General features: G+C 32.1%; 15 protein-coding genes. 4 read left to right on the top strand and 11 right to left on the bottom strand.

The window, feature by feature from the left end; translation table 11 throughout:
- Positions 1-40: 40 nt before the first annotated feature.
- Positions 41-979, top strand: coding sequence for a sterol desaturase family protein (locus FG167_RS10685; RefSeq protein WP_203458265.1), 939 nt, complete (start codon positions 41-43; stop codon positions 977-979).
- 39 nt (positions 980-1,018) lie between these two features.
- Here the strand turns inward: FG167_RS10685 and FG167_RS10680 are convergent, their stop codons facing one another.
- Complete coding sequence (locus FG167_RS10680; RefSeq protein WP_203458264.1) at positions 1,019-2,002, bottom strand: T9SS type A sorting domain-containing protein; 984 nt, start codon at positions 2,000-2,002, stop codon at positions 1,019-1,021.
- 339 nt (positions 2,003-2,341) lie between these two features.
- Here FG167_RS10680 and FG167_RS10675 point away from each other — a divergent pair, with 339 nt between their 5' ends.
- Positions 2,342-2,854: a nuclear transport factor 2 family protein gene (locus FG167_RS10675; protein WP_203458263.1), complete on the top strand. Its 513-nt coding sequence runs from the start codon at positions 2,342-2,344 to the stop codon at positions 2,852-2,854.
- Positions 2,855-2,883: 29 nt separating this feature from the next.
- Here FG167_RS10675 and FG167_RS10670 read toward each other — a convergent pair whose 3' ends face one another.
- The 5 genes from FG167_RS10670 to FG167_RS10650 form a co-directional block, all read right to left on the bottom strand.
- A complete protein-coding gene (locus FG167_RS10670) occupies positions 2,884-4,290 on the bottom strand; it encodes a M20/M25/M40 family metallo-hydrolase (RefSeq protein ID WP_203458262.1) in 1,407 nt (468 codons plus the stop codon).
- A 96-nt stretch (positions 4,291-4,386) separates the two neighbouring features.
- On the bottom strand, positions 4,387-5,205 hold the full coding sequence (locus FG167_RS10665; RefSeq protein ID WP_203458261.1) for an alpha/beta hydrolase: 819 nt from the start codon (positions 5,203-5,205) through the stop codon (positions 4,387-4,389).
- 40 nt (positions 5,206-5,245) lie between these two features.
- A complete protein-coding gene (locus FG167_RS10660) occupies positions 5,246-5,611 on the bottom strand; it encodes a DUF2200 domain-containing protein (RefSeq protein WP_203458260.1) in 366 nt (121 codons plus the stop codon).
- Positions 5,608-6,060, bottom strand: coding sequence for a DUF1569 domain-containing protein (locus FG167_RS10655; protein WP_203458259.1), 453 nt, complete (start codon positions 6,058-6,060; stop codon positions 5,608-5,610). Before FG167_RS10655 ends, FG167_RS10660 begins: the two co-directional genes overlap by 4 nt.
- Before the next feature lie 101 nt (positions 6,061-6,161).
- The gene (locus FG167_RS10650; RefSeq protein ID WP_370568426.1) at positions 6,162-7,040 is read right to left on the bottom strand and encodes a PPK2 family polyphosphate kinase; all 879 of its coding nucleotides are present in this window, start codon (positions 7,038-7,040) and stop codon (positions 6,162-6,164) included.
- 152 nt (positions 7,041-7,192) lie between these two features.
- Between FG167_RS10650 and FG167_RS10645 the strand changes: the two genes are divergently transcribed.
- Together FG167_RS10645 and FG167_RS10640 are read left to right on the top strand one after the other, a co-directional pair.
- On the top strand, positions 7,193-8,407 hold the full coding sequence (locus tag FG167_RS10645; RefSeq protein WP_203458257.1) for a hypothetical protein: 1,215 nt from the start codon (positions 7,193-7,195) through the stop codon (positions 8,405-8,407).
- Between the two features lie 127 nt (positions 8,408-8,534).
- Positions 8,535-9,056, top strand: a complete 522-nt coding sequence (locus FG167_RS10640; protein ID WP_203458256.1) for a flavodoxin family protein — start codon at positions 8,535-8,537, stop codon at positions 9,054-9,056.
- 32 nt (positions 9,057-9,088) lie between these two features.
- Here FG167_RS10640 and FG167_RS10635 read toward each other — a convergent pair whose 3' ends face one another.
- From FG167_RS10635 to dnaJ, 5 genes are all read right to left on the bottom strand, one after another.
- Complete coding sequence (locus FG167_RS10635; RefSeq protein WP_203458255.1) at positions 9,089-10,252, bottom strand: sigma-54 dependent transcriptional regulator; 1,164 nt, start codon at positions 10,250-10,252, stop codon at positions 9,089-9,091.
- 11 nt (positions 10,253-10,263) lie between these two features.
- Positions 10,264-11,088: a mechanosensitive ion channel family protein gene (locus FG167_RS10630; RefSeq protein ID WP_203458254.1), complete on the bottom strand. Its 825-nt coding sequence runs from the start codon at positions 11,086-11,088 to the stop codon at positions 10,264-10,266.
- 1 nt (position 11,089) lies between these two features.
- Positions 11,090-12,400 carry an ABC transporter permease gene (locus FG167_RS10625; protein WP_203458253.1) on the bottom strand — a complete coding sequence of 437 codons (1,311 nt, stop codon included), beginning with the start codon at positions 12,398-12,400 and terminating at the stop codon, positions 11,090-11,092.
- 3 nt (positions 12,401-12,403) lie between these two features.
- Complete coding sequence (locus tag FG167_RS10620; RefSeq protein WP_203458252.1) at positions 12,404-13,330, bottom strand: ABC transporter ATP-binding protein; 927 nt, start codon at positions 13,328-13,330, stop codon at positions 12,404-12,406.
- 394 nt (positions 13,331-13,724) lie between these two features.
- Positions 13,725-14,849 (bottom strand): molecular chaperone DnaJ, encoded by a 1,125-nt coding sequence (gene dnaJ, locus FG167_RS10615; RefSeq protein WP_203458251.1) that lies wholly within the window; start codon positions 14,847-14,849, stop codon positions 13,725-13,727.
- Between the last annotated feature and the right edge of the window lie 19 nt (positions 14,850-14,868).

The following is a 14,868-nucleotide window of genomic DNA, read 5'->3' as shown; positions in this document are numbered from 1 at the left end:
AGTAAAATCAAGGTATTTTTGGAATTAAAAATAAATTTTAATGGATTTCACTAACCCTTTAGTTTACGGCGTACCTTGTTTTTTAGGACTCATTTTATTAGAGTTAAGCTATAGCAAACATCGTAAAGAGACTCGCAGTCAAAAATTATACGCATGGAAAGATTTGGCAGCAAGTGTAACTATGGGTGTTGGTTCTGCGATTATTGCTCCGCTTACTAAAACCATTGCAGCCATTGTATTATTTAACTTTATTTACAACCTTTTTAACCCAATAGTAGCTGGTGTACACACCAATATTATGGGCTACGAGTCTTTTGGATACGCGTGGTACATTTGGTTTATATGCCAACTTTGCGACGATTTTAGCTATTATTGGTTTCACCGACAAAACCACAATGTACGCTTTCTTTGGGCTGCACATATTGTACATCACTCTTCCAATAATTTTAATTTAGGAACTGCAGTACGAAACGGATGGTTTACTCTTTTTTACAAACCTTTATTTTATATGTGGATGCCAGCAATTGGTTTTCCTCCAGAAATGGTAGTTGTTTGTCTAGGTATTGAATCGCTTTGGCAATTTCAATTACATACGGTTTACGTTCCTAAATTAGGTATCATTGAAAAAGTATTCAACACGCATACCATGCACCAAGTTCACCATGCACAAAACATAGAATATATGGATAAAAACCATGGAGGCTTTTTAAATATTTTTGATAAAGTTTTTGGTACTTGGAAAGAGCTAGATGAGAATATTGAAATTAAATATGGGGTAACGCACGCGCCAAACTCCTATAATCCGCTTGTTATTTTAACACATGAATACAAAGATATTTGGAACGATATGAAGAAATCAAAAAACTGGTCTCATAAATTCATGTATGCTTTTGCAGCTCCTGGCTGGAGTCATGATAACAGTACACTTACCATAAAACAACTACGAAAACAAATGAAAAAGCAAAACCTGAAAAGTTAACTTTTCAGGTTTTATGCCTTTTCTATAAAAACAAAGCGATTACTTTTTAATAAACTTTTTAGTAAGCACTGCTCTATCCGTTTGTACCTGCACAATATACATTCCTGCTTGTAAAACACTAACATCTATAGCTGTTGTATTATTTGTTGTACTTAAAACTCGTCTTCCATTTATATCTGAAATAACAATAGCATTAATTGTTGTTGGTGATTTTAAATTTACGTTTAATATGGACTGTACTGGATTTGGCACCAAAGATATCTCATTATATACATTTTCTTCAAGTCCCAACAAAGTGACTAAATATACTTCATTAACAGTTGTTGTTTCATCCATTCCAACAATAGGTATATTAATATTTATAGTATTTGATCTAAAAACTAAATTACCATTACTATTGTCATAATAGTAGTAAGAAGTTTGTGTTGCCGTTCCAGCATTATTTAAAAATGGAGGCAAATCTAATGTAACCGTTTGTAGCATTTTTAATCTTGTAACGGTTCCACTATAAGTTCCAGATCCAACAACATTCATACTAAGTGTTCCATATCCATCTACCATTTTCACAATATTTCCAGAAAAGGTACCCGAAGCAGTTCCACTATTAAAGGTTCCAGCAACTGGATCTGAATTGTTATCGCCAAAACTTAATGGAAATGCACCAATAAGCGCATTATCTGTTATATAATTCAATTCTAAACCCGGAGTTACTGCTCCAGTTATAGAAAGTTCTCCAGCAATACTTTTTAATAAAATATCGTTATCACCAGAAGAAAACACATATGTTGTTCCTGGAAATGAACTTGTTTGAGCACCTGTTGGTGCTGCATAGGTGTCTGCATTAGTACCTGTGGATGTTAAACTCGTAAAACTCCATGTGGTGCTTGCTCCTGTTGGGCTTTGATCTACTGTACCATCTACAACAGCGTAAATAGACATGTCTGAACTGTTAAAATTAGTAATACTTTGTGCAAAAGTAAGGCTAGTAGCTAAACAAGCCAGATAAAGTAATTTTTTTTTCATTTTTTTAATAGTTTGATTAATAGTCCACTAAAAGTACAAAAAGGAAACAGACAACCTAAAATACTACTATAAATAACCACAATAAACGATTAACTGCTTAATGGTCTTCGAAAATAATTTATCGAACCGAAAGACAATTAAAATAAAGCATGGATTCTTTTATTTCAACCAACCTTACTCAAAACTTTAATTCACTAAAACACAGCGTTTAATATATTTTATTTTGTATCTTTATTAGACTCCTAATCGGACTAAAGCATACATTGCCTCACATATACTATCATTAACAATCTTCCTATTTCTTTATGGAAACGGTTTATTAATTTAAATTTTAGTTTCATGAAAAATGTACTTGCACTAGGGCTGCTATTATTTGTAATAGTTTCCTGTACCAAAAAAAATCGCTACACGCAACACTCTCCAGAAATTGACATTGTTAAAGCAGTTATTAATAATTATGACTACCAGAAATGGGATAGCTTAACGATGAATTATGCAGATACAGCAAAGGTTTATTACAATACAAGAGACCAATTTTTTACAGCTAAAAGTTTACCAGAATATCACAAAAGAAATGATTCTAGTTTTTTAACAAGAGCTTTTGAAGAAAACCGAAGAGAGTTTGAAATGGTTACCGACGACAACGGAAAAAACTGGGTGAATTTTTGGGGAATTTGGGAAGGCAACCTTTTAGAAAACAATAAAAAAATTGAAATGCCTGTTCATATTACCTATCAATTTATCAATAAAAAAATAGTCCTTGAATATGGATATTGGGATGCTAGCCAATTAGTTTTAGAACTGCAACGGCTAGAGGATATGAAAAAAACAGATACTATTTTTATTCGTTAATAAAATAGCATCTATTATTTTTTTTTAGATTAATTTTTAATCTCGCTTTGCTTTGGCAGAGGGTTTGTACCATACTTATCAAACAAGTAAACTAAAGAAGTCATGGTTGCAGCACCAAGTTCTAGTTCCCGTTTATTAACCGCATCAAAAGTATCATTAGCGGCATGATGGTGATCAAAATAGCGTTGTGAGTCTGGACGTAATCCTGCTAATACGTTACTATCGTTTTTTAATGGCCCAACATCTGCACCACTTCCTCCTTTTTCAAAATAATGAATAAGGTATGGTTTAAACAAAGGTTTCCAGCTTAATACTTGGTCAAAATTAGCGTCGCTACAATCAAAACTAAAACCTCTTGGGGTAAATCCGCCGGCATCACTTTCTAGAGCAAAAACATGGTTTTCTCCTTTTCGTTTTGCTTCTTCTGCATATTTATTTCCACCACGCAATCCGTTTTCTTCATTCATAAATAAAACAACACGAATACTTCTTTTTGGTTTAATTCCAGATGCTTTTAAAAGTCTTAAAACATCCATAGACTGTACCACTCCTGCTCCATCATCATGAGATCCATCTCCTAAATCCCAAGAATCTAAATGTCCGCCAACTACAAAATACTCTTTAGGAAACTCACTTCCTGTAATTTCACCAATGACATTATAAGAAAGTACATCTTTAAATTGCGAGCAACTTTGTTTGAAATAAAACTCTAAGTTTTCATCTAATTTTAATGCTGTGCTTAAGAGTTCTGCACCATTGGTACTTATTGCAGCAGCAGGAATACGTTTTTCTAAAGGAAGATCATCATAGGTCATACTTCCTGTATGTGGAAAATCGTCTAAACGCATATTCATAGAACGCACAATAACACCAACTGCTCCATATTTTTCAGCTTCTACAGCGCCATTATACCGTTGGTTTACACAACCGCCATACGCATTAAACGTACTAATTAAATCTTCTTGCATGGGACGGTTGAAGAATACAATCTTTCCTTTTATTGCAGCTTCTCCAAGCTTTTCTAATTCTTCAAAATTTTGAACTTCAATAATCTTAGCTTTTAAACCTAAAGGATTTGTTGCTACAGAACCACCAAGTGCACAAATATCAACACTGGTCGTCGTTTTCTTTATGGAAGATTCTATATATGCGTATTCTTTTGCACCGCGAACCCATTTTGGCACCATTACTTCTTGTAACCAAACTTTATCTAAACCTAGTTTTTCTAATTCTTCTTTTCCCCATTGCACAGCAAATTCTGCTTGTAAAGAACCTGACAAACGACCTCCTATTTGGTTAGATAAATAATCTAACCACTCATAACTTTTACCATTGGTTAAAGATTGCGTATAAATTTCTCTAAGGACTTCTTCATCGGTTTGCGAATAGCTTGTAATGGTACTTAATGTGAAAAGAAATAAAAGGATTTTTTTCATGTGTAATTATTTTAGGGATGCTAATTTCAAGTTTTAAAGGTACTACTTCTATAAATGAAGAATTCTTAAATAAAATATAAAACCTTAATTTATATGCTATTTCTCTGGATTCATTATCCAAGTAAGTGCTTGTTCTTTTTTAGCTCTAAAAATGGTACTATGTTTTTCATTTGGCACATCTTCATATTTCCAAATTAAGGTACTAGGCGCATTACGTTGTAGCCTTTTAGCAAGATTATTGGTGTGAATGGAAATATCTTCTACTCCGGAACCAGCAAACCAAAGTTTGATTTTTTTATTTGGAAAAGCATTTACGTATGTGGAAGCATTTTGTTCCAGATAGTTATTATTCCACCAAAGGGAAGGATCCATTGCAATATAGAAATCAAATGCGTTGGGTTGTAATAGGAAAGTCTCCATAACAAAAAGACCAGCTAAGGATTCGCCAATAATACCTTTTTGAGAAGTTGTTCTGTATTTCGTATTTATCTGAAGCATTAATTCTTCGGTTATAAATGCTCTAAAGTTTTTTGCGCCATCGGTTAACGGACAATATTCAGCATCTGCTTCCACTTCCGAAAAACCTGTTAAGTCTCTTCCTCTTTCTGTATTTTCAATACCAACAAGAATTACTGACGGAATATTTTTGCTTTCAACTAGTTTGGCTATGGAATTCGCTATATGCGGAAAATCTTCTTTTATTCCGCCATCAGGCATATATAACACCGGAAAAGCATCGGTACTATTTTTATAATTTGGCGGAAGCCACACATTAATTACGCGCGTTTCGTTTACAAAACTAGAGTTTATGGTGAAATTATCGTGATTAGGTATTACATCTTGAACGGAAGTTAGCTGAACGCAACCAAAGGTTAAGAGTGCTATAACCGATAAATAATAAATGGACTTCTGCATTTTGTTGTTGGGATTAATATTAAACTAAAAATTTTAAAAATTATGCTACTCGCAATATCTTCTCCATTTTTCGTCCTCTCGCTAATTCTTCAACCAATTTATCTAAATAGCGTACTTCTTTGGTTAGCTGATTTTCTATATCTTCTATTCTATAACCACAAATCACACCTTTAATTAATTCTGCATTTGGGTTTAATTTTGCGTTTTTAAAAAAGGTTTCAAAGGTTACTTTTTCGCTTATTAGTTCTTCTATTTTTTGTTCATTATAACCCGTTAGCCAATGAATTACTTGATGTAGTTCTTCTTTGGTTCTTGCTTTTTTCTCCACTTTTTCAACATAATGCGGATATACAGAAGCGAATGTCATTTTTGCAATTCGTGCATCGTGGTGACTTGTAGTACTCATACTCCAAATTGATTTAAATGATGATTTAGGTGTTTGTAAAACATATTACTCCACTCTTTTTTTGTCAATTTACCGAAGGAATGACTTTCTTTATTATCAAAATAAGCACCTCCTAATTCTTGGGTCTTATTTATATATGCATGTAATCTCTCTTTTTCTATTTCGAAATCTCTTTCATTTACTACAAGAAATTCAGGAGCTGTTCTTCCATTTTTTTTATACGGTTTCTCGTTTACAACAAAATTTTTCACCAAAGTTTTGAGCATCCATTTTTTTATTCCTTTTGGTTTTGGGTGCTTGTTATCATAGACAGATTCATAAGCAACATTACAATGCGCTAACATTTGGTCTACTGTCATTTCCCCCCATTTTCGATCTGAAGTAGCGGTAAGTAAATCAATTCGTTTACAAACCTCTTCGGTAACCGTTTTATCAAATATATCTTTCATTTTTTTTATTTTAATCTTACCCTAAAATTCTTAACATATTTATACGCAAACGCAACAATCAAATACGAGTAAATTGTAAAGGACTATCCCATAAAAGGATATTACTCCTTACTTAACTGTTCTCTATACAATGCTATATTTGCTTTTATAGCATCATCTAATTCTGGTTCTTTAATATCGGTATACTCCTTTAAGGTATCATACATTATTTGAGCAACTATAAGTCTTGCTGTTGGTTTATTGTCTGCTGGAATATTAAACCAAGGAGCGTGTGGTTTTGAAGTTCTATTTAAAGCATCTTGATAACATTCTTGGTATGCTCCCCAAAGTTTACGTTCTTTTAAATCGCCTGGAGAGAATTTCCAGTTTTTAGATGGTTTATCTAAACGACGTAGTAACCGGTTTTTCTGTTCGTCTAAAGATAAATTCAAAAAGAATTTAAAAATGATGGTTCCGGTTTCTGCAATATGCTTTTCAAAATTATTTATTTGCTCAAAGCGTGTATTCCAGAAAGCATCGTCTATATCTTCTACAGAATTTACATGAGGCAAATGCTCTCCCATAATATAACTAGGATGCACTCTAGTTACGAGTACATTTTCGTAATGCGTTCTATTAAAGACGCCAAACTTACCACGAGCGGGAAGTGCGATGTAATGTCTCCAAATAAAATCGTGTTTTAACTCTAACTCGGTTGGCACTTTAAAACTATGTACTACTACTCCTCTTGCATTAAAATCTTTAAATACCTCACGAATTAAACTGTCTTTTCCTGCAGTATCCATTCCTTGTAAGCAAACCAAAACTGCATATTTACCATGTGCATAAAGGGTATCTTGTAGTTCTCCAAGTTTTCGTCTTACCTTTCTTAATTCATCTTTTACATCGTCTTCATCTGCTTCTAAATCATAGGCTGTAGTTAGTTTAGATATATCTATTTGAGATTGTATTTTAAAGTCGTTTATTTTAATTGCTTTCAATTTTACAGGCATTTTAAGTTAAGTTTAAAGATATTAATATTTTTGGTTAATAGAAATTCTATTACAAAATAGCTGTCATATAATTTGTCTAAAATTTTCTAGGCGAGATTATTATAAATATTGTAGCTTTATTGTCATACTAATTAACCTTCATGAAAACATTTTACCTAAGCATATCTTTACTCATACTATTTCCTTTTATTACATTTTCGCAAGACGCAGATTCCATACCAACCACTATAAAAAACGGAATTACAAAACCTAGCATTTTATCTTCGCATCCTTTTGGTATCTTTTTTTCAAGATTGCAAGGAAATTTTAAAACGCACGCTACCAAACATAGTGTAGTTAATATTAGTTTAGAAAGTGCTAATGTTTGGGGACCTCCAGTAACTACATACATTCCAAATGACGAAGCGACAAGAAATGAAGCGAGAAAATACGATTGGGATTTGGCGCAATATCATTTTGACGTAGAAGACTTAGATGCTGAAACTTTTCAATTACAAATAGATGGTGTCATTAAAAGTATTAAAGCTAATGTTGCTTTTAATTTAAGTGATAATAAAGAATTAGTAGTTGCTTTACGCGTTGCTATGCTAACGAACGGAGAATATCCGCTTTCTTTTTTTACAAGCGATAAGTTTATTGAAGATTTTCACAGCAAAATTGCAGGAGGAGAAGATCCTTTTGATAGAAAAGTTTTCAAGTTAAATGAAGCAGGAATTAAATACACCGATAGAAATGGTAATACTGTAGAACTAGAAAAAAACGACATTTTTTTAAGCGGAATAGAAACTACGTACTATTATTATCCGGAATGGTTAATAAATAAAAACAAAAGTTTTTTTATGAATATTGGTTCTCATCTTGGTACTAATCTATCGAAATATAATACATCAATAGACTTAGGTGTATCTGTAAATGCTATCAAAAAAATTCCATTTAAAAACGGTAACTACGCACAAATAGGTACAGGTATTGGTGCCATAAGAAAAAATGCTATTGACTTAAAAAAAGATAACGTCGCATTTGGAACCAATGATTATCTTGCTTTTTTAGAAAGTGCTTTAGAGTATAATTTTGTATCCAAAAAAGGATCTACTCATTCTATAGGATTAGATTTTTATATACAAACTAGCTTAAATAAAAGGGAGGAGTTGGATTATATAATTCCTATTCGTCATCCAGATGTACATGAAGCTTGGGGAATTGGGACTACCAACTTATATAAAAACAATAATTATTGGACCTTGTTATATTCTTTTACCAGAAAGGTTTCTACCACTATTTATTTACAACAAGATCTTACCGTAAATAACAGTCCTGATATACAAACTGGTGTGAGTGTGAGTTTTAAAATATAACGCACCCTTAATTTTGTTCCTTTTTAAAACACATCAATATTTTCTGTTTTACCATTAATTGTTTCTATTAGAAATTAGCCATTTATTCTTATCAAAGTCATTTCTTAGCTTAATAAATTTAAGGATAATGCATAAAATTGTAATACTTCAAGGAAGCTCTAGAAGTTTTGGTGACACCTATAAAATTGTGAATCATCTTGTATCAAAATCGAACTATGATGTTATTGATTTAAACACAAAGGTTATTGGTCAATATGATTATGAGTATAAAAATGCAGTGGATGATTTCATGGATGTCATAACAGAAGTTATTACAAACTATGACACTATTATTTTTGCAACTCCTGTGTATTGGTATACTATGAGCGGCATTATGAAAGCTTTTTTTGATCGTATTTCAGATGTTATTAGAACAGAAAAAGATTTAGGAAGACAACTACGTGGTAAAAACATGGCTATGATAAGTACGAGTAATAGTAATGATATAATAAAAGGTTTTAATATGCCTTTTGTAGCATCTGCAAACTATTTAGGCATGCATTATTTAGGAGATATACATACTTGGGTGGAAGATAACCAGATACCAATTGAGGTAGAACATATTATTAATACATTTGATGCTAAACTAAACAAGACACTAAATCATTAGTGTCTTGTTTTATGTTGAAATTCTTTTTTATTTTACTTACTCGCAAACATTTTTACATCTTTCTCGCTTACTTCTTTTTCACCAAGAATAATTAAACGCTCTACCACATTACGTAATTCACGAATGTTTCCTGTCCAATCATATTCTTGTAATAATTTTATCGCTTTCGCTGAAAAGTTTTTTTGCGCTGTACCTTGTTCGTCTGCTATCTTTTTAGAAAAATATTCTATCAATAACGGAATATCATCTCTTCTTTCATTTAAAGCAGGAACTTTTATAAGAATGACTGCTAGTCTGTGGTATAAATCTTCACGAAATCTACCTTCTTCTATTTCCTTTTTTAAATTTTTGTTTGTTGCAGCTACTACTCTAACATTTACTTTAATGTCTTTATCACTACCAACTCTTTGAATTCTACTTTCTTGTAATGCACGTAAAACTTTTGCTTGCGCAGAAAGACTCATATCTCCTATTTCATCTAAAAAGATGGTACCTCCATTTGCAGCTTCAAATTTTCCTGCTCTGTCTTTGTTTGCGCTTGTAAAAGCGCCTTTTACATGTCCGAAAAGTTCACTTTCTATAAGTTCGCTAGGTATTGCAGCACAATTCACCTCTATCATTGCACCTTTAGAACGTTGGCTTTTTTGGTGTAACCAATGTGCAACGAGTTCTTTTCCGGTACCATTTGGACCAGTAATTAAAACACGAGCATCTGTTTGTGCTACCTTTTCTATAATTTCTTTGATATGAGAAATAGCGTCACTCTCTCCTATCATTTTATAATTCTTGCTTACTTTCTTTTTCAGCATTTTGTTTTCTACAACAAGCTCTTTTCTATCTAACGCAATACGAACGGTATTTAATAAACGATTTAAATCTGGCGGTTTTGAGATATAATCAAAAGCCCCAAGACGCATCGTATTTACAGCAGTATCTAAATCGCCATGACCAGAAATCATAACCATTGGTGTTTCTGGCTTTATTTTTTTAACTGCTTCTAATACTTCCACACCATCCATTTTTGGCATTTTAATATCGCAAAGCACTAAGTCATAATCTTCTTTCTTAATCTTTTCGATTCCTACTAAACCATCTTCCGCTTCTTCTACTTGATAGGTATCATTTTCTTCGGAAAGAATTTTTACTAATACTCTTCTAATTGCAGCTTCATCTTCTATTACTAATATTTTCGGCATCTTTATTTTTTTTATTTCTGAATAATATGAATATCTCTTTGTGGAAAAGGAATAGATACATTGTTTTCTCTAAATAGTCTGTCAATTTCAAAACGAATATCACTTTTTGGAATCCTTGCATTAAAACTATCATTTAGCGTAAAAGCAATTTTAAAATTTAGAGAACTATCTCCAAAATCCATAAATAATACTGCTGGTCCTGGAAATTCTAAAACATCTTTATGGCCTTTTGCGGCTTCTATAAGCAAACGTTTTACCAATTGTACATCACTACCATAAGCCACACCAACATCCACACTCTCCCGAGTTGTTGTTCCGTTTTGAGTCCAATTATACAAACTATTAGTTAAATATAAATGATTTGGTATTACCAACACTTTATTGTCTATAGTTACTGCTCTTGTGGTACGTAATTTAATTTCTTCTACACGACCAATTTTTCCGTCTAATTCAATAATATCTCCAACATGAACAGATTGATCTATTAAAATAAATACACCGGAAATGATATCTTGAAAAAGGGTTTGTAAGGCTAAACCAATACCAATTAATAAAGCGGCAGATGCTGCAAAAATCCCAGTAACATTAACTCCAACAGTATGTAATGTTACCAAAACAATAATGACATAACTAAACCATGTTGCATAAGAAAAAACAGCTTTGAATTTTAACTTATCGTCACTAGGTAATTTTCTACTTATTAGCCTTCTAAGAAGTCTTAAAAATACGGTTGCAAATAGTAAGACTAAAAGTAAAATTAAAATATTTTGCACACTAATCTCTACATCTTTAGAGATTTGAATAGATTTACCCAGTATGTTTTTAATTTCTTTCATATTAATACTTAATCCACTTTATAAGCTCTTTATAACTCGGTTTTTTACCATACATTAAAATACCAACTCTGTAAATTTTTGCTGCAAACCAAACAGTCAACATAAAGGTACCAACTAATAGTAAAAAAGAAAGTACTTGTTGCCAAATGGGTACACCAAAAGGAATACGCATTAGCATCACTACTGGAGAGGTAAATGGTATAAACGAAAATATTGTTGAAACCGTACCATGAGGATCTTCTATTACCGTAAATATACCAATATAAACAGCCAAAACTAATGGCATTATAATAGGTAACATAAACTGTTGTGTATCGGTTTCGTTATCTACTGCTGCTCCAATTGCGGCATATAACGAACTGTATAATAAATAACCTCCTATAAAAAACAAGATAAATGCGATGATTAAGTTTCCTATTGGTAAGTTATAAAAAGCTGCCATTGCATTTTGTATTTCTACTGCAGCTTCCGGGTTTTCCATCGCTTGCTGCAACATTTCATTTTGTGGTGTTTGTTGCATTAAGTCTATTCCCAAAACAGCAGAAACTACGGTCATTAAAATACTTCCTATAATAAGCCAGATAACAAACTGAGTGATTCCTGCTAAAGAAGTCCCAATAATTTTGCCTAGCATTAATTGTATTGGTTTTACCGAAGAAATAATTATTTCAATAATTCTACTTGTTTTTTCTTCAATAATACTTCGCATAATCATGTTACCATAAATAATAATAAACATGAATAATAAGTAACCAGCTGCTAAACCAAAACCTAATTTAAAATAGCTATCTAATTTCGATGTTTTTTCACCAATAAAACTTTCTTGTGCAATATTAACACTGGTTCTTGATGCGGTAAGTTTATCTAAATCGATACCTTGCTCTTGTAATTTAACATCTCTTAATCGGTTTTCTAATTTGCTTTCTAATCCAGATATTACAGATAATGACGGTGTTTCTTTAGAGTAAAACTTAATATGCTTCACCAATGCATCTATACTGTCTTGTTTTGGAATATATAATAACCCATAGGTTTCTGCTTCTTCAACTATAGTTTTAGCATCCGCTAAAGAAACATTATTAAGTATATTATATTTTGTATGTTCTTCGTTTTGAAAAATATCTGTAACTAATTCTGATTCGTCTAAAACAGAAATAATTCGTGTTTTATTATTATTTAATTGTGATAAATAAGCTACAACTGCAATAAGCGCTATCATGATAATAGGACTTAAAATAGTCATAATAATAAACGATTTGTTTTTAACTTTTGTTAAATACTCGCGTTTTATAATAAGTGGTAAATGGTTCATAAATTAGTTATTCTTTACTGCTTGAATAAAAATATCGTTAGCACTTGGTATGACTTCTACAAAGTGAGAAACTTCTCCTTTACTTGTTAAATAGCTCAACAAATCATTGGAAGTTTGGTTTTCTGAAAGCTTTATATTTAGTTTTAATTCATCGTTTAAAGATCTAAAATCGGTAAGTGATGTATCAAATTTTTGTGAAATAGTTTCGGCAAGTGCTACTTTGTCTGCTGCTTTTATACCAACTTCAAAGGTATTGGTTTTAAATTGTCTTTTTATATCTGTTAATTTACCATCTAATATTTTGTTAGATTTATGGATTAGCGCAATATGATCACACAATTCTTCAACAGATTCCATTCTATGTGTAGAAAAAATTACGGTTGCTCCATTATCTTTTAAGCGTAAAATTTCGTCTTTAATTAAATTTGCGTTAATAGGATCAAATCCTGAAAAAGGCTCATCAAAAATCAATAGTTTCGGTTCGTGTAAAACAGTAACTACAAACTGTATTTTTTGAGCCATTCCTTTAGAAAGTTCTTGAATTTTTTTGTTCCACCAATCCCCTATCTCTAAACGATCAAACCAATAATTTAATCTTTTTTTTGCTTCTGCTTTGCTTAATCCTTTTAATTGTGCCAAGTACAATGCTTGCTCACCTACTTTCATAGATTTATACAAACCACGTTCTTCTGGCAAATAGCCAATATTTTGTACATGATGGGATTGCAAAGGTTCACCATCTAAAATAACATGACCAGAATCTGGCATTGTTATTTGGTTTATTACACGTATTAATGTTGTTTTTCCAGCTCCATTTGGTCCTAGTAGACCAAAAATACTTCCTTTAGGAACGGAAATAGACACGTTATTTAATGCTTTAAAATCTCCAAAATTTTTAGAAACTGCATGTGCTTCTAAGAGGTTTTTCATATTTAATATTTAGTAACTGTTTTGATAATATATAAGACTTGTAAATATAGAAAATGTTACAAGAGAAATAGCATGCATTACCCATAAATTAAAGATAGGAAGAAGCGTTTATGCAAAAAAAAGCGTTTTATGATTTATGACAACAATTTTCTTTTGTTGTTAATGAAATACAGATATAGGTTCTGCATAAAAACAAAACCCACCCTTTTACTAAAAGTGAAAGGATGGGAAAAAATTGCTATGAAAAAGAAAAATTACCGCTAAAATAAATTAGCGATAAACCAAATATACTATTTTTTGCTAAATAAATGTTAATAGAAATAGATTTGTTACCATTTAACAAAAAAAAACCCACTTAAAAAGTGGATTTCTTATATATAATATCGTTTTTTTATTAAGAAAACATATCTTTTACTTTTTCAAAAAAAGATTTATCTGTGCTCTCTGGTTTAGGCGAAAAATGTTCGTCATCACGCATAGATTCAAAAAAGTCTTTTTGTTGCTTATTCAGGGTTTTTGGTGTCCAGACATTTACATGTACTAGTAAGTCTCCTTTTCCATAACCATTAATACTTGGTATTCCTTTTCCGCGTAAGCGTAAAATTTTACCTGATTGTACTCCTGCATCTACTTTAATACGCACTTTTCCTGTTACCGTATCTATTTCTTTAGATGTACCAAGAACTGCATCTGGAAGGCTTATATACATATCATAATGTAAATTATCTCCTTCACGCTGTAACGTTTCATGATCTTGCTCTTCTATAGCAACTAACATGTCTCCAGAAATTCCATTTCCTGGTGCTTCATTTCCTTTTCCTGCTACTTTAAGTTGCATACCGTCTACAACTCCTGCTGGAATTTTAATAGAAACCGTTTCTTCTTTGCTTATTAAACCATGTGCATCTGCTTCTGCTGGTTTTTTATCTATCGTTTGTCCTGCTCCACCACAAGTTGTACAAGTGGCTGCTGTTTGCATTCTTCCTAAAATAGTATTTGTAACTCTAGTAATTTGACCAGAACCATTACAAGTAGGACACGTTCTATAGGTAGTACCTTCTGCTTGGACTTTACGTTTTACTTTAATTTTCTTTTCTACGCCATTAGCAATTTCTTCTAGAGTAAGTTTAAGGCGAACTCTAAGGTTGCTTCCTTTAACTCTACGTTGCTGTTGACCACCAAAACCTCCAGAGAAGCCTCCGCCTCCTCCAAAACCTCCAAAGATGTCACCAAACTGGCTGAATATGTCATCCATATTCATACCACCGCTTCCACCTCCAAAACCTCCGGAACCATCAAATGCTTGATGTCCAAATTGGTCGTAGCGTGCTTTTTTGTCAGCATTACTTAAAATCTCGTAAGCTTCAGCTGCTTCTTTAAATTTAGATTCTGCGTCTTTATCATCTGGATTTTTATCTGGATGAAATTTTAAAGCCATTTTTCGGTATGCCTTTTTTATCTCAGCTGCAGTAGCACTTTTGCTTACTCCTAATATTTCGTAATAATCTTTTTTTGCCATTCCTATTCTTAAATCCTTC

The organism is Lacinutrix sp. WUR7 (assembly GCF_016864015.1).
Classification (GTDB): domain Bacteria; phylum Bacteroidota; class Bacteroidia; order Flavobacteriales; family Flavobacteriaceae; genus Oceanihabitans.
The sequence above is the reverse complement of the archived record's forward strand: the minus strand, read 5'-3'. Positions and strand labels throughout refer to the sequence as shown.

Bases quoted from the DNA above. Each gene is read 5' to 3' on its own strand.
- dnaJ (WP_203458251.1), bottom strand. From the start codon at position 14,849: ATGGCAAAAAAAGATTATTACGAAATATTAGGAGTAAGCAAAAGTGCT.
- FG167_RS10665 (WP_203458261.1), bottom strand. From the start codon at position 5,205: ATGCAGAAGTCCATTTATTATTTATCGGTTATAGCACTCTTAACCTTT.
- FG167_RS10670 (WP_203458262.1), bottom strand. From the start codon at position 4,290: ATGAAAAAAATCCTTTTATTTCTTTTCACATTAAGTACCATTACAAGC.
- FG167_RS10645 (WP_203458257.1), top strand. From the start codon at position 7,193: ATGAAAACATTTTACCTAAGCATATCTTTACTCATACTATTTCCTTTT.
- FG167_RS10655 (WP_203458259.1), bottom strand. From the start codon at position 6,060: ATGAAAGATATATTTGATAAAACGGTTACCGAAGAGGTTTGTAAACGA.
- FG167_RS10680 (WP_203458264.1), bottom strand. From the start codon at position 2,002: ATGAAAAAAAAATTACTTTATCTGGCTTGTTTAGCTACTAGCCTTACT.
- FG167_RS10675 (WP_203458263.1), top strand. From the start codon at position 2,342: ATGAAAAATGTACTTGCACTAGGGCTGCTATTATTTGTAATAGTTTCC.
- FG167_RS10640 (WP_203458256.1), top strand. From the start codon at position 8,535: ATGCATAAAATTGTAATACTTCAAGGAAGCTCTAGAAGTTTTGGTGAC.
- FG167_RS10630 (WP_203458254.1), bottom strand. From the start codon at position 11,088: ATGAAAGAAATTAAAAACATACTGGGTAAATCTATTCAAATCTCTAAA.
- FG167_RS10620 (WP_203458252.1), bottom strand. From the start codon at position 13,330: ATGAAAAACCTCTTAGAAGCACATGCAGTTTCTAAAAATTTTGGAGAT.
- FG167_RS10685 (WP_203458265.1), top strand. From the start codon at position 41: ATGGATTTCACTAACCCTTTAGTTTACGGCGTACCTTGTTTTTTAGGA.
- FG167_RS10625 (WP_203458253.1), bottom strand. From the start codon at position 12,400: ATGAACCATTTACCACTTATTATAAAACGCGAGTATTTAACAAAAGTT.
- FG167_RS10635 (WP_203458255.1), bottom strand. From the start codon at position 10,252: ATGCCGAAAATATTAGTAATAGAAGATGAAGCTGCAATTAGAAGAGTA.
- FG167_RS10660 (WP_203458260.1), bottom strand. From the start codon at position 5,611: ATGAGTACTACAAGTCACCACGATGCACGAATTGCAAAAATGACATTC.